The 22,923-nt window shown below is 70.9% G+C and carries 18 protein-coding genes; 14 read left to right on the forward strand and 4 right to left on the reverse strand.

The features are described from left to right. Window positions 1–9: 9 nt before the first annotated feature. Window positions 10–2,040 carry a bifunctional copper resistance protein CopD/cytochrome c oxidase assembly protein gene (locus RT2_RS11400; protein WP_072844904.1) on the forward strand — a complete coding sequence of 677 codons (2,031 nt, stop codon included), beginning with the start codon at window positions 10–12 and terminating at the stop codon, window positions 2,038–2,040. Continuing rightward, window positions 2,037–2,972 carry a serine/threonine dehydratase gene (locus tag RT2_RS11405; RefSeq protein WP_072844905.1) on the forward strand — a complete coding sequence of 312 codons (936 nt, stop codon included), beginning with the start codon at window positions 2,037–2,039 and terminating at the stop codon, window positions 2,970–2,972. The genes RT2_RS11400 and RT2_RS11405 overlap by 4 nt, the downstream gene beginning before the upstream one ends. 28 nt (window positions 2,973–3,000) lie before the next feature. On the opposite strand, the gene RT2_RS11410 is transcribed toward RT2_RS11405, so the two are convergent. After that, window positions 3,001–3,981: an oxygenase MpaB family protein gene (locus RT2_RS11410; RefSeq protein ID WP_072844906.1), complete on the reverse strand. Its 981-nt coding sequence runs from the start codon at window positions 3,979–3,981 to the stop codon at window positions 3,001–3,003. Between the two features lie 111 nt (window positions 3,982–4,092). Between RT2_RS11410 and RT2_RS11415 the strand changes: the two genes are divergently transcribed. The 9 genes from RT2_RS11415 (at window position 4,093) to RT2_RS11455 (ending at window position 16,430) form a co-directional block, all read left to right on the forward strand. Further along, a complete protein-coding gene (locus RT2_RS11415; protein ID WP_245709457.1) occupies window positions 4,093–4,749 on the forward strand; it encodes a TetR/AcrR family transcriptional regulator in 657 nt (218 codons plus the stop codon). Between the two features lie 235 nt (window positions 4,750–4,984). Then, entirely contained in the window at window positions 4,985–5,482 is a 498-nt protein-coding gene (gene ssb / locus RT2_RS11420) for a single-stranded DNA-binding protein (RefSeq protein WP_072844908.1), read from the forward strand. 89 nt (window positions 5,483–5,571) lie between these two features. Then, window positions 5,572–6,702: a lipase family protein gene (locus tag RT2_RS11425; RefSeq protein ID WP_072845013.1), complete on the forward strand. Its 1,131-nt coding sequence runs from the start codon at window positions 5,572–5,574 to the stop codon at window positions 6,700–6,702. Between the two features lie 163 nt (window positions 6,703–6,865). Next, on the forward strand, window positions 6,866–8,035 hold the full coding sequence (locus RT2_RS11430) for a lipase family protein (protein WP_072844909.1): 1,170 nt from the start codon (window positions 6,866–6,868) through the stop codon (window positions 8,033–8,035). Window positions 8,036–8,133: 98 nt separating this feature from the next. Continuing rightward, window positions 8,134–9,813 (forward strand): energy-dependent translational throttle protein EttA, encoded by a 1,680-nt coding sequence (gene ettA, locus RT2_RS11435; RefSeq protein ID WP_072844910.1) that lies wholly within the window; start codon window positions 8,134–8,136, stop codon window positions 9,811–9,813. A gap of 3 nt (window positions 9,814–9,816) precedes the next feature. Continuing rightward, a complete protein-coding gene (locus tag RT2_RS11440; RefSeq protein ID WP_072844911.1) occupies window positions 9,817–10,239 on the forward strand; it encodes an acyl-CoA thioesterase in 423 nt (140 codons plus the stop codon). Between the two features lie 128 nt (window positions 10,240–10,367). Then, window positions 10,368–15,305, forward strand: coding sequence for an NAD-glutamate dehydrogenase (locus RT2_RS11445; protein WP_072844912.1), 4,938 nt, complete (start codon window positions 10,368–10,370; stop codon window positions 15,303–15,305). Next, window positions 15,302–15,754 carry an acyl-CoA thioesterase gene (locus tag RT2_RS11450; RefSeq protein ID WP_072844913.1) on the forward strand — a complete coding sequence of 151 codons (453 nt, stop codon included), beginning with the start codon at window positions 15,302–15,304 and terminating at the stop codon, window positions 15,752–15,754. The genes RT2_RS11445 and RT2_RS11450 overlap by 4 nt, the downstream gene beginning before the upstream one ends. Further along, window positions 15,747–16,430 carry a DUF8010 domain-containing protein gene (locus RT2_RS11455; RefSeq protein ID WP_072844914.1) on the forward strand — a complete coding sequence of 228 codons (684 nt, stop codon included), beginning with the start codon at window positions 15,747–15,749 and terminating at the stop codon, window positions 16,428–16,430. Before RT2_RS11450 ends, RT2_RS11455 begins: the two co-directional genes overlap by 8 nt. A gap of 57 nt (window positions 16,431–16,487) precedes the next feature. Here the strand turns inward: RT2_RS11455 and RT2_RS11460 are convergent, their stop codons facing one another. Together RT2_RS11460 and RT2_RS11465 are read right to left on the reverse strand one after the other, a co-directional pair. After that, a complete protein-coding gene (locus RT2_RS11460; RefSeq protein WP_072844915.1) occupies window positions 16,488–18,077 on the reverse strand; it encodes a glycoside hydrolase family 13 protein in 1,590 nt (529 codons plus the stop codon). Between the two features lie 66 nt (window positions 18,078–18,143). Then, window positions 18,144–18,539 carry a globin gene (locus RT2_RS11465; protein ID WP_072844916.1) on the reverse strand — a complete coding sequence of 132 codons (396 nt, stop codon included), beginning with the start codon at window positions 18,537–18,539 and terminating at the stop codon, window positions 18,144–18,146. Window positions 18,540–18,771: 232 nt separating this feature from the next. On the opposite strand from RT2_RS11465, the gene RT2_RS11470 reads away from it, so the two are divergent. From RT2_RS11470 to RT2_RS11480, 3 genes are all read left to right on the forward strand, one after another. Beyond that, window positions 18,772–19,431, forward strand: coding sequence for an HNH endonuclease (locus RT2_RS11470; protein WP_083577330.1), 660 nt, complete (start codon window positions 18,772–18,774; stop codon window positions 19,429–19,431). A gap of 63 nt (window positions 19,432–19,494) precedes the next feature. Continuing rightward, a complete protein-coding gene (gene ctaJ, locus RT2_RS11475) occupies window positions 19,495–19,755 on the forward strand; it encodes an aa3-type cytochrome oxidase subunit CtaJ (protein ID WP_072844918.1) in 261 nt (86 codons plus the stop codon). After that, complete coding sequence (locus tag RT2_RS11480; RefSeq protein ID WP_072844919.1) at window positions 19,742–20,212, forward strand: DUF5130 domain-containing protein; 471 nt, start codon at window positions 19,742–19,744, stop codon at window positions 20,210–20,212. Before ctaJ ends, RT2_RS11480 begins: the two co-directional genes overlap by 14 nt. 110 nt (window positions 20,213–20,322) lie before the next feature. Here RT2_RS11480 and pepN read toward each other — a convergent pair whose 3' ends face one another. Next, window positions 20,323–22,902 (reverse strand): aminopeptidase N, encoded by a 2,580-nt coding sequence (gene pepN / locus RT2_RS11485; RefSeq protein ID WP_072844920.1) that lies wholly within the window; start codon window positions 22,900–22,902, stop codon window positions 20,323–20,325. Window positions 22,903–22,923: the final 21 nt, after the last annotated feature.

Consider the following 22,923-nt stretch of genomic DNA (forward strand, 5'->3'; position numbering starts at 1 on the left):
CTGGTGTCCATGGCATCACCCGAGCTCGCCCCCTCGCCAGCGCCGTCGCCACGAAAGGTCGGTGAGACCTCGGCACCGATCTTCGTGACGCTCGGGATCGTGGCCGGTCTGGTCGCGGCCATCGTGGTCGGGCTGTCCGCCTCGGAGGCCCTGATCCGGCTCGGCATCCCGGACCCGGGCCCGCTCACCACCTACGGCCTGCCCGCGGTCAAGGCGGCGGGCGAGGTGTCCGCCGTGCTCGCGATCGGGTCGCTGCTGCTCGCCGCGTTCCTGGTGCCGCCGCAGCGCAGCGGTGTCCTTGACGTCGGCGGCTATCGGGCGGTGCGGATCGCCGGCCACGCCGCGATCGTGTGGGCGGCCTGCGCGCTGGTGCTGGTGCCGTTGACCGTCTCGGACACCTCCGGTCAGCCGTTGAGCGAGTCCATCCAGCCCGCCAATCTGTGGAAGGCGCTGCCGCAGATCGAGCTCGCCGGGGCCTGGCGCAACACCGCCATCCTCGCGGTCCTGCTCGCGATCGGCTGCCGCCTCGTGCTGCGCTGGGCCTGGACTCCGGCGCTGCTGGTGCTCGGCCTCGCGACCCTGGTCCCGCTCGGCCTGACGGGCCACTCCTCTTCGGGCGGCTCGCACGACGTCGCCACCAACAGCCTGCTGTGGCACCTGGGCGCGGCGGCGTTGTGGGCCGGCGGGCTGATCGCGCTGCTCGCGCACGCCCGACGACGCGGCGAGCACACCGACCTCGCGGCCCGACGGTTCTCACTGGTCGCCACCTGCGCGTTCGTGGTGATGGCGATCTCCGGCGTCCTCAACGGCCTGGTCCGGCTCCCGGTGAGCGAGCTGTTCACCAGCACCTACGGCTGGCTGCTGGTGGCCAAGACCGTCGCGCTGGTGATCCTGGGCGTGTTCGGTTTCGTGCAGCGTCGCCGCGCGCTGCCCGCACTGGCCGCCGATCCCAACTCGCGGGGCGCGCTGATCCGGTTCGCCGGCGCGGAGGCGCTCGTGTTCGCCGCGACGATCGGTATCGCCGTCGGCCTGGGCCGCACCCCGCCGCCGCCGTCGGACATCCGCCCCAGCCCGGCCGAGGTGTACCTGGGCTACACCCTGGACGGCCCGCCGACGCTCGCGCGGCTGGCGTTCGACTGGCGCTTCGACCTGATCTTCGGGACCGCGGCGATCATCGCCGCCGTCGTCTACGTCCTCGGCGTGCGCCGACTGCGCAAGCGCGGCGACAGCTGGCCGATCGGCCGGACCATCTCCTGGGTGCTGGGCTGCGCGGTGCTGCTGGTGGCCACCTCCTCCGGCCTCGGCCGGTACTCGCCCGCGGTGTTCAGCGTGCACATGGGCGCGCACATGGCGCTGTCGATGCTCGCGCCGGTGCTGCTGGTGCTCGGCGGCCCGATGACGCTGGCGCTGCGCGCGCTCAAGCCGGCCGGATCCGACGGTCCGCCCGGCCCGCGCGAGTGGCTGCTCGCCGCGTTGCACAGCCCCGTCTCACGGTTCCTCACCCACCCGCTGGTGGCGTCGGTGCTGTTCGTCGGCGGCTTCTACGCGCTGTACCTCGGCGGCATCTTCGGCGCGACGCTCGACGCGCACGGCGCCCACCTGCTGATGAACCTGCACTTCATCCTCAGCGGCTACCTCTTCTACTGGGTCGTCATCGGCATCGACCCGGCGCCGCGAACGCTCTCCCCGGTGACCAAGCTGGCGATGGTGTTCGGCTCGCTGCCGTTCCACGCGTTCTTCGGCATCGCGCTGATGAGCATGGGCGAGGTGATGGGCGGCTGGTACTACCGTTCCCTGGCGCTGGGCTGGAACGACGACCTGCTCGGTGACCAGCAGCTCGGCGGCGGCATCGCCTGGGCCACCGGCGAGATCCCGCTCGTGCTGGTGATGATGGCGCTGCTGGTGCAGTGGTCGCGCAGCGACAAGAAGACGGCCACCCGGATCGACCGGGCCGCCGTCCGAGATGAAGACGCCGAACTGGCCGCGCACAACGCGATGTTCGCGGAGCTGGCTCGCCGGGACCGCGAAGCCGGCCGGTGATCACCCGCGAGGACGTGCTCGCCGCCCGGTCACGGGTGGGCGACCGGGTGCGGCGCACCCCGGTCCTGCGGGTGGGCGTGCCGACGCCCGGCGGTGAGTTCCCGGTCGCGCTCAAGCTCGAGCACCTGCAGCTGGGCGGCTCGTTCAAGATCCGGGGCAGCCTCAACGCCCTGCTGCACCGGCCCGCCGCGCAGCGTGACGCGCCGGTGGTGATCGCGTCGGGCGGCAACGCCGGGATCGCGGCGGCGACGGCGTCGCGGATGCTGGGCGTGGCCTGCACGGTGGTCGTTCCCGCGTCCGCGCCCGTCGTCAAGGTCGAGCGGCTCCGGGCCCTCGGCGCCGAGGTGGTCCTCGACGGCGAGCGCTACACCGACGCGTACGCGCGGGCGACTGCGATCGCCGTCGAGCGCGGCGCCCAGCAACTGCATGCCTACGACCTGCCCGACGTTGTCGCGGGCGCCGGGGTGATCGGGCTCGAGCTGGCCGAGCAGGTGCCCGACGCGACCACCGTGCTGGTCGCGGTCGGTGGCGGCGGGCTGGCCGCGGGTATCGCCGCGGCGCTGTCGGGGGATACGGCCGTCGTCGGGGTGGAGCCGACTGGTGCGCCCACCCTGCACCGCGCGCTCGCCGCGGGCCGGCCCGTGGACGTCCCGGTGGACAGCGTCGCAGCCGACGCGCTCGGGGCCACCCGGCTCGGAGACATCGCGATGGACGTCGCGCGTAGCACCGCGATGGTCTCGGTGCTGGTCGACGACGACGTCATCGTCGACGCCCGGAACCTGCTGTGGCGCGAGTACCGGCTGGCCGTCGAGTATTCGGCCGCCGCGCCGATCGCGGCCCTGCTCAGCGGCGCCTACGCGCCTGCCCCGGGCGAGCGGGTGGTCGCCGTGGTCTGCGGCGCGAACACCGACCCCACGACGCTGCCCGCGTGACCGAGCGGTCCTCGGACCCGACGGGCGACTAGCCCGGCCGGCCCGCGAGCCCGCGTTGTCGCCCGCCCGACCGGGCCCCGGGCAGCTCTCGCGCGGCGGCCGGCGTCAGGGTCTCGGCGCGCTCGGGCGGGGCCCCGTTGAAGTGCTGGTCGAGGACAGAGTGGGTCATCGGGAGCAGGCGCCGGATCACGGCCAGCTCCACCCGGGGGGTGCTGGTGGCACGGACCGCGGCGCGCGCGAACGGGGTGACGGCCCGGTCCACGAGGACGGGCTGGTCGAAGCCGCCGAGCTCGCGCATCCACTTCGGCAGGGTCGCGATCGTCGCGGGCGCCATGGCCCGGCTCATCGCCCACAACGCGAGCCGGCCCTTCCCGGCCCGGGTGCGCAGCAGGTAGTGCATGCCCTCGAGCGCGCTTTCGGAGACGCACAACCGCGACCGAACCGCGTCGAAGTACTCGTGGACCTCCGCGCGCGACCGGGGGACGTCCGCGGCCCGGCAGGTCTGCAGTTCGGCGGCGACGGCGCAGTCCGCCCAGTACTGCGTCTCCTCCACCTCGGTCAGCGGGCCGGGTCCGAACATCTCGTAGCACTTGAGCACCGAATGCCAGCCCGTGACGTGGATCCACAACTGGCTGTCGGGGTTGTTCGCGCTGTAGCGCCGGCCGCTGATCGGCTCGATGCCGGTGGCCTTGGCGTGCACCCGCATCAACAGCTCCGACGTCTCGATCGCGGAGCGGGTGTCGCCGACCGCGACGATCAGGAAGTAGGAGAGGGTGCCGTCGAGACGGCCGCGCGGGTCCAGGTAGATCCCGCGGGCATCGGCGACCGCGGCTGTGAGGAACGGGTCGAAGTGCTCGAGGGTGACCGCGCGCTGGAATCCGAGCAGCGCGGTCGGGTGCGTCCACACCTTCCAGGTCGGCGACCCCGGCCCGAAGAACCCGTGGTCCTCGCGGCGGCGCGACGGGTCGAACGGCCAGCCGTGGCCGGCCGTCGTGCGGGGTTCGCTCATGGTGTTCTCCTGCCGAGGGCGGCCGCGTTGGTGCCGCCGGCCGGGAGTGAATACAACGCGACCGTAGCAATGGTCGGTCGCAAATACAACGGGTGCGTAGGATCGGCCCCCGTGACGACGCGACCCCAGGCGGCGACCCCGGCGGACCGGCCCCGGCGCAAGTACGCGCCGCGGCTACCCCCGGAGCAGCGCCGCGCGCAACTGCTCGACGCCGCCTTCGAGGTGACCCGCCGGTCCGGTCTGCACGACCTCAGCATGGAGGCCGTCGCGGACGAGGCGGGCGTGGGGAAGCCCGTGCTGTACACGGTCTTCCGCACCCGCGTGGACCTGGTCGAGGCGCTGCTGCAGCGCGAGCACGACCTCGCGATCGGGCAGGTTCTCGCGGCGATGCCGACGGATCTTCGGCCGTTGGGACCGGCCGCGGCCTACGCGGGCACGGTCTCGGCGTTCGTGCACGTGGTGCTCGAGAACCCGACCCGGTGGCGACTGATCCTCACCGCCCCCGACACCGCGCCCGGCGAGTACCGCGAGCACCTGCGTGCCGCCCGTGGCGCGGTGCTGGCACGGGCCGAGGTGCTGGCCCGAGCCGGGATCGAGCTCGAGCCGGGACTCGCCGGCCTGGACCCGGTGCTACTTGCCCACACGATGCTCTCCATCGCGGAGATGCTCGGCCGGCTCGCGGTCAGCGACCCCGACACCTACACCAGCGAGCGGCTCGAGACCTACGCCGCCGCCCTCGCCGCGTCGGTCACCGGCCGCCGCACCTGAGCGTGTGGCGCCGGGCCTGCCCTGATCTGACGGGGCGGGTCCGAAGGCCCCATCTGAATCTCCCGCTCCTACCACGTGGCTGCGACGGAAAACCCTCTCCGGGCGCCGAACTCGGTTTCCTGTGGACAACCGGTTTCGTCATCCCCAGATTCGCTCCGGCGCTCAATCTCGGCGCCGCTCGGGGCACCGTTGTTGCCGAGGGCCGCGTGGCCCGTCGAAGGCAAAGGGGCAGAACATGTACGAGACACACACGGCGGTGGTCGGCACCGTCATCACCAACCCGGTCAAGCGTCCGACGAACTCCGGGGAGGAGGTGCTCAGCTTCCGGATGGCGAGCAACGTCCGGCGCTGGGATCAGGCCACGGGGGACTGGACGGACGGCGGCACGCTCTACCTGACGGTGACCTGCTGGCGCCGGCTGGTTGCGGGGGTGGGGGCCTCGTTGATGAAGGGAGACCCCGTCATCGCGTACGGGCAGCTGCGGACCAACGAGTACACCACCCGAGACGGGGTGGAGCGGGCCGACCTGGAGATGCGCGCCAGTGCGGTCGGCCCTGACCTGGCCCGGTGCATCGCCCGGCTCGAACGGGGAACGCGTGGCGTGAAGCCCGCGTCGGAGAGCGGTCAGGAAGCGGAGCCCGACGGTGGCACGGAGCAGCGCGCAGACGGGACCGACACGCAACACGAAGCGGCCGAGAGGGTCGAGATCGAGGCGGTCGCGGCGGCGAGTTGAACGCAATATGCCGGTTGGGCGGTGTACGAAGGCCTACTGTTGGTCCGTCCGACTGCGTGGGCCGATCCGGCGAGCGGGAGACGATCGCGATGGAACGCACCAGAATTCACGCTCTGACCGTGCTACTCGTGACCCTCGCGGTCGCCTGGGTGGCGGTGCCCGCCGCCGTTGGTGCCGCTCCGGCGGCGCCGGGCGAGGTGCTCTCGAAACAGGAGATGCCCGCGGCCGTGGCGGTCCCCGGGGCGGCCCGGGCATACCGCCTGACCTACCGGACCACCGACCACTTCGGGGCGCCCGCCGTGAGCAGCGGGGCGGTGTACCTGCCGCCGGGCACCGCACCGGCGGGCGGTTGGCCGGTCATCTCGTACGCGCACGGCACCATCGGTGTCGCGGACGCCTGCGCGCCGTCCGTCGTCGGGCTGTACGAACCGGAGTCCCAGTACGTGGCGCGGTGGCTGGCCCGCGGATACGCGGTGGTGGCCACCGACTACATCGGCCTCGGCACCGACGGTCCGCTGCCCTACCTCGACGGACTGGCCGCCGCGTATTCGGTCATCGACATGGTGCGCGCCTCCCGCTCCGCGGTCGGTGACCTGGCGCCGCGGTGGCTGGTGGCCGGACTCTCGCAGGGCGGACACGCGGCGATGTTCGCCGCGCACGAGGCCACCCGGTACGCGCCGGAGCTCGACTACCGCGGCGCCGTCGCGCTGGGTGTGCCGTCGAACCTGGAGCAGATATTTCCGCTCGCCGGCCCGGGGATCCCGAACTTCGGGGTTGCCGGGCTCACCGTGTTCCTGCTGTACACGGTGATGGGTCTCGGTGAGGTGCGTCCGGATCTGAACCTGGACGGGTATCTCTCGCCGCGTGGTCGGGACCTGGCAGCGAAGGCCGAGCAGGTGTGCACCGTCGACCTGCGACCGTCCATCGGCAACGCGTCGGTCGGCGACCTGTTCTCGAGGTCTCTGAACAACACCCAGGTCAGGCGCGCGTTCGCCGACTACCTGGCCGTTCCGACCGCTGGCTACGACAGGCCGGTCTTCCTCGGCCAGGGCCTCTCGGACCTGGTTGTGCCCTTCCCGCTGAACGTGAAGCTGGCCGCCGACCTCGCGCTGCGCGGCGCCCGGGTGGACTTCCGTACCTATCCCGGCACCGACCACGTCGGAACCCTCGCGGCATCCTTCGACGACTCAGCGCGTTTCGTCGACCGGATACTGCGCTGAGCTCTGGCCCGGCGCGTCCGAACGCGGCGGGCCAGAGCGCGGCGGGCCGGCGGCGTCGTTGCCGGACGCGGCCGCCGTTGTGCGACCACGGTTTTGATTCTGTGGACATGGATTCCAGGTCGGGAACATAACCGCCCGCTGTGCTGTCGAAGTGCGGTAGACAATGACCGTGGCGCAGACACCGACGAAGAGACCGACCACCGAGACCACCCGTTTCCGCCGACTCGGCATCGTGACAGCCGCGGTGGCGGTGCTTGCGCTGACGGCTCCGGCCGCGGTGTCGGCGGCCCCAGCGCCGGCCGGGGCGCCGGGGACGGTCGTGTCCGTCGAGACGCTGCCTGCCGATGCCCAGCTCGTCGGTGCCCACGACTCGGAGCGCCTCACCTACTGGACGGAGGGTCCGACCGGCGGGCCCGCGCTCAGCACCGGCGCGGTGTACGTGCCCGACGGCCCGTCACCGGCCGGCGGCTGGCCGGTGGTCTCCTGGGCGCACGGCACCACCGGAGTCGCGGACGCCTGCGCCCCGTCGCACGGGGAGATCTCCGACTTTGCCCGCACGTACCTCGGGACGTGGCTGGCGCAGGGCTTCGCGGTGGTGGCCTCGGACTTCGTCGGGCTCGGTACCGACGGAACGCATGCGTACCTGCACGGCCGCAGCGAGGGACGCGCGGTCATCGACATGGTCCGCGCCGCCCGCGCGGTGACGCCGGAGCTGTCGCCGACGTGGGTGGCGGTCGGGCATTCGCAGGGCGGGCACGCCGCGATGTTCGCCGCGCACGAGGCGACTCGGTACGCACCCGAACTCGACTACCGGGGAGCGGTCGCCACCGGGACCCCGGCGAACCTGGAGGACCTGTTCCCGCTCGGCGGGCCGGGATTTCCGAACCTGGGGCTGAGCGGACTGCCCGCGTTTGCCGCCTACGTGGTCGACGGGCTGCGGGTGGCCCGGCCGGACATCCGCGTCGACGACTACCTCACTCCGGTAGGTGCCGGGCTGGTCCGCAGGTCCGAGCAGCTCTGCTTCACCGAACTGTTGGCCGAGGCCGGGGACGTCGGGGTGGGCGAGATGCTCTCCCGGCCGCTCGGCGACGACACGTTCCGCACCGCGATCCGCGAATACCTTTCGGTGCCCACCACCGGCTACGACCGGCCGCTGTTCGTCGGGCACGGACTGCCGGACACGACGGTGCCGTACCCGCTCGGCGCGAAGCTGGCCGCGGACCTGGCGCTGAACGGACAGAACGTGACGTTCCGGACCTATCCGGGCACGCACCGGGTGTCGGCGTTGGAGTCGTTGCCGGACGTCACCGCGTTCGTGCGGGCCCTGATCTGACCTGCGGCGGGGCCGGTTCTCGGCCCTGCCGCGGGTGGATCGGGGCCCTGCCCCGCGTGGATTGGGGCGCCGCCCCGGCGGGCGATACTCTGGTGCCCATGGCGGAGTTCATTTACACGATGAAGAAGGTGCGCAAGGCGCACGGCGACAAGGTCATCCTCGATGACGTCACGATGAGCTTCTACCCCGGCGCGAAGATCGGTGTGGTCGGGCCGAACGGTGCGGGTAAGTCCAGCATCCTCAAGATCATGGCCGGACTGGACCAGCCCGGCAACGGCGAGGCGTTCCTCGCGCCCGGCGCCACGGTCGGCATCCTCATGCAGGAGCCGGAGCTCGACGAGACCAAGACCGTCCGCCAGAACGTCGAGGACGGCATGGGCGACGTGATGGTCCAGCTCAAGCGGTACAACGAGATCGCCGAGCTGATGGCCACCGACTACTCCGACGAGCTGATGGAGGAGATGGGCGAGCTCCAGGAGAAGCTCGACCACGCCGACGCCTGGGAGATCGACTCCCAGCTCGAGCAGGCCATGGACGCCCTCCGCTGCCCCCCGCCCGAAGAGATGGTCACCCACCTCTCCGGTGGCGAGAAGCGCCGCGTGGCGCTGTGCAAGCTGCTGCTGAGCAAGCCCGACCTGCTGCTCCTCGACGAGCCCACCAACCACCTCGACGCCGAGTCGGTGCTGTGGCTCGAGCAGCACCTGGCCGCCTACCCGGGCGCCATCCTGGCCGTCACCCACGACCGGTACTTCCTCGACCACGTCGCGCAGTGGATCTGTGAGGTCGACCGCGGCCGGCTCTACCCGTACGAGGGCAACTACTCCACCTACCTGGAGCAGAAGGCCGCGCGACTCGAGGTCCAGGGCAAGAAGGACCAGAAGCTGCAGAAGCGCCTCAAGGACGAGCTCGCCTGGGTCCGTTCCGGCGCCAAGGCCCGTCAGGCCAAGAACAAGGCCCGCCTCGACCGTTACGAGGAGATGGCCAACGAGGCCGAGAAGACCCGCAAGCTCGACTTCGACGAGATCCAGATCCCGGCGCCGCCGCGGCTGGGCGACGTGGTGGTCGAGGTCTCCAACCTGGACAAGGGCTTCGACGGCCGGGTCCTGATCAAGGACCTGTCGTTCACGCTGCCGCGTAACGGCATCGTCGGCGTCATCGGCCCCAACGGCGTCGGCAAGACGACGCTGTTCAAGACCATCGTCGGGCTGGAGGAGCCGGACGCGGGCGAGGTCAAGATCGGTCAGACGGTCAAGCTCAGCTACGTCGACCAGAACCGCAGCGGCATCGACCCCAACAAGTCGGTGTGGGAGGTCGTCTCCGACGGCCTCGATCACATCGTGGTCGGCCAGACCGAGATGCCCTCGCGCGCCTACATCAGCTCGTTCGGTTTCAAGGGCCACGACCAGCAGAAGCCGTCCGGGGTGCTCTCCGGTGGTGAGCGCAACCGCCTGAACCTGGCGATGACGCTCAAGCAGGGCGGCAACCTGATCCTGCTCGACGAGCCGACCAACGACCTGGACGTCGAGACCCTCGGCTCGCTGGAGAACGCGCTCGAGCAGTTCCCCGGCTGCGCCGTGGTCATCTCGCACGACCGCTGGTTCCTGGACCGCACCTGCACGCACATCCTGGCGTGGGAAGGCGGATTCGGCGACAACGAGGCGGCCTGGTACTGGTACGAGGGCAACTTCGAGGGCTACGAGGCCAACAAGGTCGAGCGCCTCGGCCCCGACGCCGCTCGGCCGCACCGGGTCACGCACCGCAAGCTCACCCGAGACTGATCTGTGCCGAACAAGACGTACACCTGCGAGATCCAGGTGCGCTGGGGCGATTCCGACCGCCTCGGCCATGTGAACAACGTGCTCTTCGTCGAGTACGCACAGGAGGCGCGGGTCAAGTTCTTCCGCGACTGCATCTGGACCGCGGGCGTACAGGCCACCGCCACGGTGGTCCGCAAGATGGAGATCGAGTACCTGCGGCCGGTCACCGACGAGTCGGGTCCGCTCACGGCGGAGGTCTACATCCTGCACATCGGGAACAGTTCGTTCGAGGTCCGGCACGTCATGCGGGACCGGCACGGCCACACCTGCGCGGTCGCGGACAGCGTGCTGGTCGGCTTCGACCGCAAGACGGACAAGTCGACGCCGCTCGCCGACGCGGTCCGGACGGCGCTGGCCGAGTACGCTGTCGCGGCCGTCGTCGACTGACCCCGAGCCACCCCGGCGCAGCAGCGCCGGCGTCCGTGTCGCCCGGCCACCGGTTCCCGGTCGGGCGACGCGGACGAGGTTAGGCTCAGCGGAGCACACCTGTCACATCGACCAGGGAGTGGCCCGCGATGACCGTATCGGCAGATCGTTTCGACGAGCAGTGGGCGATGAGCCTGCCCGCGGCCCTCGTCTCCCACCTGGAGGAGGTGGCGGCCGCCTACTTCCGCAACACCGATTTCGCGTGGACCGGGGGCGTGGTCTCGGACGACGCGATGCGCGGGTTCCGCGAACATCTGATATTCGCGCGCCACCGCCGGCCGGGCCAGTCGCTGTCCCGGGTGTTCACCCCCGCGGTCGGGTCTCCGGCCGTGCAGATCGCCACCGACGACATGCCGATGCTGGTCGAGTCGGTGACCGCGTTGCTCACCAGGCTCGGTGTCACCGTCGTGGAGATCGTGCATCCCGTCCTGCGGGTGCGACGCGGCCCAGCCGGCGACCTCGAAGACGTCCTGGTCAACGGCGCGTCGACCGCCGAGGAGGCGGGCTCCGACACCGGCACGGACGGGTCGCTGTGGCCGGAGTCGTGGATGCACCTGCAGTTGCACCCCGCCACGGACGCGGCCCTGCTCGGGCAGATCGGCGAGGCGGTCCACGACGTGTTGCTCGACGTCCGTCAGGTGATCGCGGACACCGACGCGATGCGCTACAGCCAACTCGCACTCGCCGAGGAACTCGAGGCTCACGCGGACCGCGAGGACTGCCGGTACCCGGAGGACGAGGTCCGGGACTGCGCGGAGCTGCTGCACTGGCTCGCGGGCGGAAACTTCGCCCTGCTCGGCTACCGGCGCTACGAGTTCGAGGACACCACCGGCACCGGCCGCCCGCGGGCTCACATCGTCCCCGACAGCGGACTCGGAGTGCTCGGCTCCCACACCCTCACGGACCACGGCATCGACCTGCCCGCGCCGGTGCTCTGGCCGGAGCGCCCGCTGCTGATGTTCTCGCAGGGGCCCGCCCCGGCGACCGTGCACCGATCGGTGTACCCGTTCTTCGTCGCGGTCACCGCGCTTGGGGAGGACGGACGGACCGTCGGCGAACACCGCTTCCTCGGTGTGTTCACGGTCACCGCGTTGCACGAGAACATCCTCGACATCCCGGTGATTGCCCGGCGGGCCCACTCGGTGATCGAGCGGGCCGGCTTCGACCTGCACTCGTTCTCCGGTCAGGCGATGCTCGAGGTGATCCAGTCCTTCCCTCGCGCGGAACTGTTCGCCAGCGACGAGGACACGCTGTACGAGACGGTGCTGTCGGTGCTGGCCATCGGCGTGCGCCGGCAGGCGCGGCTGTTCCTGCGCGACGACCGCTACGGACACTTCACCTCGGCGCTGGTGTACCTGTCCCGGGACCGGTACAACACCCGGGCCCGCCTGGCGATGCAGTCGATCCTGATGCGCGAGCTGCGCGGCGCCAGCCTCGAGTACAGCGTGCGGGTCACCGAGTCCGACCTCGCGATGGTGCACTTCACGATCCGCCGGACCACGGAAGACGGTGCGGCGGTGGATGTCTCGGAAAAGAACCGGGAACGCATCGAGGGCCTGCTCGCGGCGGCGACCCGGGCCTGGGACGACGATCTGATGGACGCGACGGTGGACGAGCCGCGAGTGACGACGCTGACCGCTCAGCGCTACGCCACGGCGCTGCCCGAGGGCTACAAGGAGGACTTCGGCCAGGCCCGGGCGACCCACGACATCGTCCGACTCGAGGCGCTGACGGGGGACTCGATCGACCTGCAGCTCTACCGCCGGCGCAACGCCGCGCCCGGCCAGTGGCGGTTCACGCTGTACATCGCGGGCGGGGACGGGGTGTCCCTGAGTCAGGTGCTGCCGGTGCTCCAGTCCCTCGGCGTCGAGGTGATCGACGAGCGACCCTACGAGGTGACCCGGCCCGACGGAATGCGCTGCTGGATCTACGATTTCGGTCTGTCCGCGGCCCCGGAACTGATCGACTCGTCGGTGGAGGAAGACCTGGACCGGGAACTCGACGAGGCCGACGACCTGGACGAGTCGGTGGCGGCCCGCGAGTTGCAGCGACGCTTCACCGAGGCGTTCACCGCGGTCTGGCAGGGTCGGTCCGAGCCGGACCGGTTCAACGAGTTGGTGCTGCGGTCGGGCCTCGAGTGGCGGCAGGCGGTGGTGCTGCGGGCATACGCAAAGTACCTGCGGCAGGCCAGGTTCCCGTACAGCCAGTTCCACATCGAGGGTGTGTTGGTCGACCACGCGCACACCACCAGACTGCTCAGCGAGCTGTTCTGTGCGATTTTCGACCCCGACGCGGCGTCCGCGGACCGTGCCGAGACCCTGGTCGCCGAACTGCGGTCCCGGATCGACGCCGTGCTCAGCCTCGACGAGGACCGGATCCTGCGCGGCATGCTCGGGCTGGTACTGGCGACGCTGCGTACCAACGCCTACGTCACCGACGCCGACGCCGCGTACCGGGACGTCCTGGTGTTCAAGCTCGATCCGAGCCAGATCGCCGACCTGCCCAGGCCGCGTCCGCGTTTCGAGGTGTTCGTCTACTCGCCGCGGGTCGAGGGCGTGCACCTGCGGTTCGGCCCGGTGGCCCGCGGCGGGCTGCGCTGGTCCGACCGCCGGGAGGACTTCCGCACCGAGGTGCTCGGGCTGGTCAAGGCGCAGGCGGTGAAGAACGCGGTGATCGTGCCCGTCGGCGCGAAGGGCGGGTTCGTGGTGAAGCGTCCGCCCGCGCCCACCGGGGACGCCGGGGTGGACCGGCAGGCGGCCCTCGCCGAGGGGCAGGCGTGCTACCGGCTGTTCGTCTCCGGACTGCTCGACGTCACCGACAACGTTGATCGGGCGAGCGGCGCGGTGCTGCCCGCACCGCGGGTGGTGCGGCGCGACGGCGACGACACCTACCTGGTGGTGGCGGCCGACAAGGGGACCGCGGCGTTCTCCGATCTTGCCAACGACGTCGCGGCACAGTACGACTACTGGCTCGGCGACGCATTCGCCTCGGGCGGCTCGGTCGGGTACGACCACAAGGCGATGGGCATCACCGCACGGGGCGCCTGGGAGTCGGTCAAGCGGCACTTCCGGGAGTTGGGGCTCGACACCGCCGCCGAGGACTTCACGGTGGCCGGCATCGGTGACATGAGCGGCGACGTGTTCGGGAACGGGATGCTGCTCAGCCGGCACATCCGCCTGGTCGCGGCGTTCGACCACCGGCACATCTTCCTGGACCCGAACCCGGTGGCGGAGAGCTCCTTTGCCGAGCGGCAGCGGCTGTTCGGGTTGCCGCGATCCTCGTGGGCGGACTACGACGCCTCGCTGATCGGTGCGGGCGGTGGGGTCTGGGAACGCACCCGCAAGTCGGTCGCGATCAGTGCCGAGGCGCGCGCGGTGCTCGGACTGGACGACGAGGTGGTCGAGCTGTCCCCGCCCGAACTGGTGCGCGCGATCCTGCGGGCTCCGGTGGACCTGTTGTGGAACGGCGGTATCGGGACCTACGTCAAGGCGGCCGACGAGACCGACGCGCAGGTGGGGGACAAGTCGAACGACGGGGTCCGGGTCGACGGCTGCGAGCTGCGGGCGCGGGTGGTGGGTGAGGGCGGCAACCTCGGGTTCACCTCGCGCGGGCGCATCGAGTACGACCTGGCCGGCGGCCGGATCAACACCGATGCGGTGGACAACTCCGCCGGCGTGGACTGCTCCGACCACGAGGTGAACATCAAGATCCTGCTGGACGCGGCCGTCCACACCGGCGCGCTGCCGAGGCAGGAGCGCAACGAGCTGCTCGCCTCGATGACCGACGAGGTCACCCGGCTGGTGCTTGCCGACAACGTCCTGCAGAACGAGTTGATGGGGGCCTCTCGGGCGGACGCGCCGTTGATGCTCTCGGTGCACGAGCGCCTGATCGATCGGCTGGAGAGCAAGCGGGGCCTGGACCGGGAGCTCGAGGCGCTGCCCACGACCGCGGAGATCGCCCGACGCCGCACCGCCGGGATCGGTCTCACCTCACCGGAACTGGCCACCCTGCTGGCCCATGTGAAGCTCGAGCTCAAGGATGACCTGCTCGCCAGCGAGCTTCCCGACAGCGACACCTACGCCGGCCGCCTGCCCCGGTACTTCCCGGTCCCGCTGCGGGACCGGTTCGCCGCGCAGATCCGGGGGCACCGGCTGCGGCGGCAGATCGTGGCCACCCTGCTGGCCAACGAGACCGTCGACCGGGGCGGCATCAGCTACGTGTACCGGCTCCGCGAGGAGGCCGGGGCCAACAGCACCGACGCCACCCGGGCCTTCAGCGCCGCCGCCGAGATCTTCGACCTGCGTGCGGTGTGGGTCGAGATCGGCTCGGCGTCGGTCGATTCCACTGTCAGCGACGAGCTGACCCTGGAGTCGTGCCGGCTGCTCGACCGGGCCTCACGCTGGCTGCTGTCCAACCGTCCGCAGCCGGTGGCCGTCGGCGCCGAGATCAACCGGTACGCCGCGCGGGTGCGGGCGCTGACCCCGCGGATCGCGGGCTGGCTGACCGGGCACCACGTGACCTACCTCGACGCCCGGATGGCGGGAGTGATCGAGCGGGGCTGCCCGCACGAGCTGGCGGAGCGGGTGTACCGGTTGCTCGACGTGTTCCCGGTGCTCGACATCATCGACATCGCGGACATCACCGAACGTGAGCACGACGAGGTCGGGCAGCTGTACTACGCGCTCGACGAGCACCTCGGGATCGACGAACTGCTCACGGCCGTATCGGGTCTCGAACGCGGCGACCGGTGGCACTCGCTGGCCCGGCTGGCGTTGCGCGACGACCTGTACGGTTCGTTGCGGTCGCTGACCATGGACGTACTCGTCGCGGGCGAACCGGACGAGAGCGCGGCCGAGAAGATCGCGGACTGGGAGTCCACGAATTCGTCGCGGCTCGCCAGGGCACGGGCCGCGCTCACCGAGATCATCGAGTCTGGGACGCTGGACCTGGCGACGCTCTCGGTGGCGGCGCGTCAGGTACGGAGCATGGTGCGCGGAGCGGGCACCCGATCGGAAGGAACTCGATGACTGTCGAGGCTGTAGGCACCACGACGGCGGGAGCGGTGGGCTTCCACACGAAGGTCGGGGTGCGGTGGTCCGACATGGACGTCTTCCAGCACATCAACCACGCCCGCATGGTGACGCTGCTCGAGGAGGCCCGCATCCCCTGGCTGTTCGAGGAGGGGCGGCCGACGGTGTCACTGCGGGAGGGCGCGGTGATCGCGGACCTGCACGTGCGCTACCGCGGCCAGTTGCGGCACGACGACGGCCCGCTCGACGTGTTGATGTGGATCGAGTCGGTGCGCGCGGTCGACTTCACCATCGGGTACGAGGTGCGGGCGGGCGGCGCCGACCCGGCGTCGGCGCCGGCGATCGTGGCGTCCACCCAGATTGCGGCGTTCGACATCGACACCCAGCGCCTGCGTCGGCTCACCGCCGGCGAGCGCGGCTACCTGGAGAGCTGGAAGCGTGCATGAACGCGGCCTGACCGTCCCGGACCGGGGTGAGCGGGAGAACCTCGCGACCTTCCTCGCCCGGGCGATCAGGTTGGACGAGGCCGTGGTCGTGCGACTGCGCCAGCGCGGCGAGGATATGTTGGAGGCTTGGGCGACAACGGGTTTCGATGCCCTCGCGGCGCGGGTGGTGTCCGGACAGGTCGCACCCGCAGACACCACGGCGGCCGGTGACGCGCTGCTGCGCGCACTGACCGAGGCGACGGGTGCCCACGTCGACCCTGGTTTCTCGATGGACTCGGCCTGGCAGGGTGCGTTGCCGCCGGTCGAGGGATTCGTGCACGTCGACGACGTGCCGGCACGAGTGCTCGTGGAGTTGGCGCAGCAGGGCGTGGCGGTGGCCAAGGACTTCGGCAGCAGCCAGGGCCCGCCCGCGTCCCTGCTCGCGCAGGAGGTACTCACCGTCGACGGCGCGGGGGAGCAGGTCGCGGTGTCGATGCGCACGGTGTTCGCATTGGCGGCAATGGGATTCATCCCGCACGCCGGTGCGGCGCCGCTGGCGTTGGACGCCGACCTGGCGCGGATCGACGCGGACGAGACGGTGCGGATCCGGGTGACCAGGGGCTGGCTCCGGCTCGATGCCCGCTTCGGTTCGGTGTTCGCCCGGCGCGGCGGATCGCTGCCGCTGACCGTCATCTGACCGCACCCCGACCGACCCGGCCGGGCTCCCGGGCCCGGTCGGGTCCGGGGCGGAGTGTCAGACCAGCCAGACCGCCGCGTTCGGCGGGAGCTCGCCGGCCGTCAGCGGGACACTGGCGAGCAGTACCTCGCCCGGCGGCATCGGGATGGGCGCGTCGGAGGCGTTGAGTGCGCAGATGAGTCCGCCGCGCCGACGGAACGCCAGGCAGCTGGGAGGGCTTCCGTACCAGTCGATCTCGGCTCCGCTGAACTCCGGGCGGGTGGCCCGCAGGTCCAGCGCGGTGCGGTAGAGCGTCAGCATCGATCCCAGGTCCTCGAGCTGGGCCTCGACGGTGAGCGGGGCCCACTCGGGCGGCATCGGCAGCCACGGCGAGGCGCCGGAGGTGAACCCGAACGGCGGTGCGCCGCCCTCCCAGGGCAGCGGCACCCGGCAGCCGTCCCGGCCGCGCTCGGTGTGCCCGGACCGCTCCCAGACCGGGTCCTGCAGTGCCGCGTCGGGCAGCTCCACGTTCGGCAGTCCCAGCTCCGCCCCGTTGTAGACGAAGGTGGCACCCGGCAGCGCCAGTTCGACCAGTGCCATCGCCCGCGCCCGGTCCGTGCCGACCCGGCCGCCGCCGTAGCGGGTGACCTCGCGTTCGACGTCGTGGTTGGACAGCGTCCAGGTGGGCGTGCCGCCGACGCCGGCGACCGCGGCCATCGAGTTCTCGATCGCCGCCCGCACCGGCTCGGCGCCGAACTCGGCCTCGGCGAGCCGGAAGTTGAAGCCCAGGTGGAGCTCGTCCGGGCGGATGTACTGGCCGAACCGCTCGTTGTCGCGGACCCAGATCTCGCCGACGGCCACCGTGCCCGGGTACTCGTCCATCACCTTGCGCAGCCTGCGGTGGATCTCGTGGACGCCGGGGTTGTTGAACCGCGGATCGTCGTCGTCGTTGCGCATCAGCCGGTTGGTGTCCCAGTCGTGGTCCGGCAGGCCCTCGGGCTTGGCCATGCCGTGCGCGACGTCGATGCGGAAGCCGTCCACGCCGCGGTCCAGCCAGAACCGCAGGGTCTTCGCCAGGTCCTCTGCGACCTCCGGGTTGTCCCAGTTCAGGTCGGGCTGTTCGCGGGCGAAGATGTGCAGGTACCACTGGCCGGGCGAGCCGTCGGCCTCGGTGACCCGGGTCCAGGCCGGGCCGCCGAAGATGCTCGGCCAGTTGTTCGGCGGCTCGGCGCCGTCCGGGCCGCGGCCGTCGCGGAACAGGTAGCGGGCACGCTCCGGGCTGCCCGGGGCGGCCGCCAGCGCCGCCCGGAACCACGGGTGCTCGGAGCTGGTGTGGTTGGGCACCAGGTCCATGGTGACCTTGATCTTGCGGGCGTGCGCCTCCTCGACGAGCGCCGTCATGACGTCCAGGTCGCCGAACAGCGGGTCGATGTCGCGGGGGTCGGAGACGTCGTAGCCGTGGTCGGCCATCGGCGAGCGCATCACCGGGCTCAGCCAGAGGGCGTCGACACCGAGCAGTTCGAGATAACCGAGCCGCTCCCGGACGCCGCCCAGGTCACCGACCCCGTCGCCGTTCGAGTCGGAGAACGAGCGCGGGTAGATCTGGTAGAACACCGCATTCGTCCACCACGGTTCTGCCGCCTGCGGCGCGTTCTCCTCGGTGCTCACAGGTTCACATAGTGCCAAACACCCGCTGCCGCCACGACCCGAGCGGCACCGCGCGGGCGTAGTCGGTCAGATCGGCGCGTTCACCATCGACGCGGCCGCCATGTCCATGTAGTCGGTGAGGGCGCGGCGGTGCGCGTCGTCGAGGATCTCCGGCTCGATCGACGCGATCGCGATGTGCATGCACCGCAGCCAGGCGTCCCGCTCGATCGGGCCGATCCGGAACGGCTGGTGGCGCAGCCGCAGCCGCGGGTGGCCGCGCTCGTCGGAGTAGGTGCGCGGGCCGCCCCAGTACTGCTCGAGGAACAACCGCATGCGGCGCTCGGCGGGGCCGAGGTCCTCTTCCGGGTACAGCGGCCGGACGATCTCGTCCTTGGCCACCTCCTCGTAGAACCGGGCGGTGAGCCGGCGGAACGTCTCGGCACCGCCGACTGCGTCGTAGAAGCTCATCTCGGGTTCAGTCATGGCGTCACCATTGTGCCTGCCACCGGGTGCGGTGTCGAAGGCAGTGCCCATGGGTCGTAGCGCTGGCCTGTGGGGTGTGGTGCTGACGTGTGGATTGTGTTGGTGACGTGCCGCGCCGGTGACACGGTCGTTGCCCAGTGTTCACCCGATGTCCGGTGTCCGATGTCAAAAATGGGCGTGCGCACGGCCGTCATCCGTGGTCAACTTGGAGGCACTTGTTTCCGGAGGTCGCATGAAGCACCGACAGGGCGCACGCGCGCATCGACAACTCGAGCCCACCGCTTCCCGCATGTCACGGGGACCGGGGGCTTCTCCGCTGCAATTGATCAACGAGGGCGCCAGACCCTCGGACCTGGGCGAGGACGCGGTACCCGCCTGGGTGAAACGCCGGGTGCTGCTGCTCAACGCCACCTACGAACCGCTCACCGCACTGCCCGTCCGTCGGGCCGTCGTCCTGCTGGTCTGCGCCAAGGCCGACGCCGTCCACGAGGACCCGCTGGGCCAGGTCATCCACTCTGCTGAGTACTCGCTGCAGGTGCCGTCCGTGATCCGGCTGCGTACTTACGTGCGCGTCCCGTACCGGGCCCGGATCCCCTTGACCCGCGCCGCGCTGATGCACCGGGACCGCTTCCGCTGCGCCTACTGCGGCGACAAGGCCGAGACCATCGACCACGTGGTCCCGCGCAGCCGAGGCGGCGGCCATTCCTGGGAGAACTGCGTCGCGTGCTGCGCGCCGTGCAACCACCGCAAGGCCGACAAGCTGCTCAGCGAGCTCGGCTGGACGCTGCGAGCCACATTGGTGCCGCCGAAGGGGCAGCACTGGCGGTTGCTTGCGGACAACAAGGAGCTCGACCCGGTGTGGTTGCGCTACCTGGGTGAGGGCGCGGCGTAGGCGGCTCGCGCGGAGTTGGCCCCGACGGTACAAATTGCCGTCGACTGGGCTACCGTTTGCCTCGTGAGCATTCTTGAGACAGTGCTGATCTTCGTAGCGATCCCCGTGGTCATCACGGCGATCATCGCGGGACTGTCCTACCTTGCCAAGCCGGTGGCGGGCACGACGCCCGAGCACTACTCGCTGGACAAGGAATGGACGCACAAGCCGGTGTTGTGGTCCGCAGTCGACGAGGTGACCGTTGCCGGTCACCACGGTGGACATGCGGCCATCGAGGCCGGTTCCGCAGATCTGATCGGAGGTACGGCAAGTGGCAGGTGGTAACCGTTTCCCGGCAGTGATCGAGGCCGACCTCCCGGTGGGGTCCGTGTTGACCGCCAGTGGTCGCGTCTCGTCGGTGCACCGCATCGGCGAGCCGTACGACGATCTGCCGTTCACCGTGGACGAGCTGGTGGCGCTCGACGACGCCATGACCGACGCGACCCGCGCGACCAAGGTGCGCTTCAACGCGTACATCGGCCCGCTCGGCGACGACCCGGCGGCCGGCGCGGAGGAGCTGTTCCCGACGACGCCCGAGGCCGAGCGTTCGGTGCTCATCGCGGTGTCGCCGAACCAGCGCGCCGTGGAGATCCGTTCGGGCAAGGCCGTGGCAGACCGGGTCACCGACCGGGTCGCGCAGCTCGGCGTGACCGCGGCGGTCTCCTCGTTCGGCGAGGCCGACCTGATCGACGGCCTGATCAGCGCGATCCGCGTGATGAGCGCGGCCATCGCCCGCCCGTAGTTCTATGAGCTGGCGGGGACGTTCAGTCCCCACCCCCGTGTGACCGAATGTCGCATTCATTCAGCTGAGCTGAACGAATGCGACATTCGGTCACTGGCGTCTGCGGGGGGTCAGCCGGCGTCGAACGCCCGCGCCGCGAGCGACCGCACGATCCCGGCCCGGCCCTCGACCACCAGCCGCCGCAGCGCCGGCGGGTGCTCACCGGCGAGGAACTCGTCCGCCGCGGCGACCGCCGCCTCGCTGATCGCCCACGCCGGGTACAGACCGATCACCACCGTCTGCGCGACCTCGCTCGAGCGTCGTTCCCACACGCCGGGGATGTCCGCGAAGTAGCGGGTCAGGTACGGCTCGAGCACCGCGTCCTGCCCCAGTCCGGCGAACCCGCCGATGATGGCGCGGGCGGTGATGTTCGGGACTGAGTCGTCGTCGACGACCTTCGCCCAGGCCAGCGCCTTGGCCTCCGCCTGCGGCCGCAACGCCCGCGCGGCAGCCGCATGACGTGACCCGGCCGCGGTCGGGTCACGCTGCGCCTCGGCGTCGATGAAAGGCGACGCCACCGACTCCGCGTCCACCTCGCCGGCCGCGGCCAGCGCGTGCACCAGCCGCCAGCGCAGGTCGGTGTCCACCGTCAGGCCCGGCAGGCCGAGGCTGGCCGGGTCCGCGTCGAGCAGTTCCGTCAGCACCTCGGTGTGCCAGGCGGACAGCTGCGCGCCGGTCAGCGCGTTGACGAACGCGAGCTGGTGGTCGGAGCCCGCCTCGGCCTCGCGGGCCAGTTCCAGCAGCCGGTTCGCGAAGCCGGGCCAGCCGGTCTCGGCAGCCCAGTCCGGCTCGGCGTAGCTGCTCAGCGCGGTGTGCGCCTGCATCAGCAGCCGCTGCACGACGCCGACCTCGGTCTCGGCGCCGATGCCGCGCTGCACCAGCGCCACGAAGTCCCGGGCCTTGAGCTCGGCCTGCCGGGTCATCTCCCAGGCCGCGGACCAGGCGAGGGTGCGGGGCAGGGGGTCGGCGATGTCGCCGATCCGCTCGATCAGGGTGGACAGCGACTCGGCGTCGAGGCGCACCGAGCAGTAGGTGAGGTCGTCGTCGTTGACCAGGATCAGCTTGCCGCGGGCGACGCCGATCAGCTCCGGCACCTCGGTGCGCGGGCCCTCGACGTCCAGCTCGATGCGTTCGGTCCGGACCAGCTTCCCGGCGTCCGAGTCGTCGTAGATGCCGACGGCCAGCCGGTGCACCCGGGTCTCGCCCGCACCCGGCGCGGCGCCGTCCTGCAGCACCGCGAACGAGGTGAACCGGCCCTGCTCGTCGACGGTGAACTCCGGCCGCAGGATGTTCAGGCCGGTGGTCTTGAGCCACTGCGCGCCCCACTCGGACAGGTCGCGGCCCGAGGACTTCTCGAGCGCCGCGAGCAGGTCGTCGAAGGTGGCGTTGCCGAAGGCGTGCTCGGCGAAGTAGGCGCGCAGGCCGGCCAGGAACGGCTCCAGGCCGACGTACGCGACCAGCTGCTTGAGCACGCTGGCGCCCTTGGCGTAGGTGATGCCGTCGAAGTTCACCTCCACGGCGGCCAGGTCCGGGATGTCGGCGGCGATCGGGTGCGTCGAGGGCAGCTGGTCCTGCCGGTACGCCCAGGACTTCTCCACGTTCGCGAAGGTCGTCCAGGCGTTGGTGTACTCGGTGGCCTCGCTCTGGCACAGCACTGAGGCGAAGGTCGCGAACGACTCGTTGAGCCACAGGTCGTCCCACCAGGTCATCGTCACCAGGTCGCCGAACCACATGTGCGCCATCTCGTGCAGCACCGTCTCCGCGCGCCGTTCGTACGACGCCCGGGTGACCTTGGACCGGAAGACGTAGTCCTCCAGGAAGGTCACGGCGCCGGCGTTCTCCATTGCGCCCGCGTTGAATTCGGGCACGAACAACTGGTCGTACTTGCCGAACGCGTACGGCACCCCGAAGTTGCGGTGGTAGAACTCGAAACCCTGCTTGGTCTCGGTGAACAACCGCTCGGCGTCCATGTGCTCGGCGAGCGAGGCGCGGCAGAAGATGCCCAGCGGGACGTGGCCGTGCTCGTCGGAGTAGCTGTCGCTCCACTGCGCGTAGGGGCCGGCGATCAGGGCGACCAGGTAGGTGCTCATCCTCGGCGTGGTGCGGAAGTGGTGCTCGCCGGGTGTCGCGGCCAGGGTCTCGACCACGGCGGAGTTGGAGATCACCTGCCACTCGGTGGGCGCGGTGACCCGAACGTCGAAGGTGGCCTTGAGGTCCGGCTGGTCGAAGCAGGCGAACATCCGCTTGGCGTCGGCCGTCTCGAACTGCGAGTACAGGTAGACGGACTGGTCGGTGGGGTCGACGAAGCGGTGCAGGCCCTCACCGGTGTGCGAGTAGACGCAGTCGGCCTCCACGGTCAGCTCGTTGCGCTCGGCCAGGTCCGTCAACGTGATGCCGGTGGACTCGTCGTACCCGCTCACGTCCACCGCGCGCCCGTTGAGGGTGGCGCCGTGCACGGTCTGGGCGATGAGGTCCACGAACGTCGAGCCGCCGGCCTTCGCGCCGAACGTGACCGTGGTGCGGGAGCGGAAGGTGTGCTCGCCCGGGGCCCCGTTGCCGTCGGTCAGGTCCAGTTCGATGCGGTAGTTGTCGACCGTCAACAGCTCCGCGCGCTGCGCTGCCTGGTCGCGGGTCAGGTTCGGTGGGGCCACGTCGGACGCTCCTCGGGGTCG

It is taken from the genome of Rhodococcus tukisamuensis NBRC 100609 (genome assembly GCF_001894985.1).
In the GTDB taxonomy this organism is placed as follows: domain Bacteria; phylum Actinomycetota; class Actinomycetes; order Mycobacteriales; family Mycobacteriaceae; genus Rhodococcus_G; species Rhodococcus_G tukisamuensis.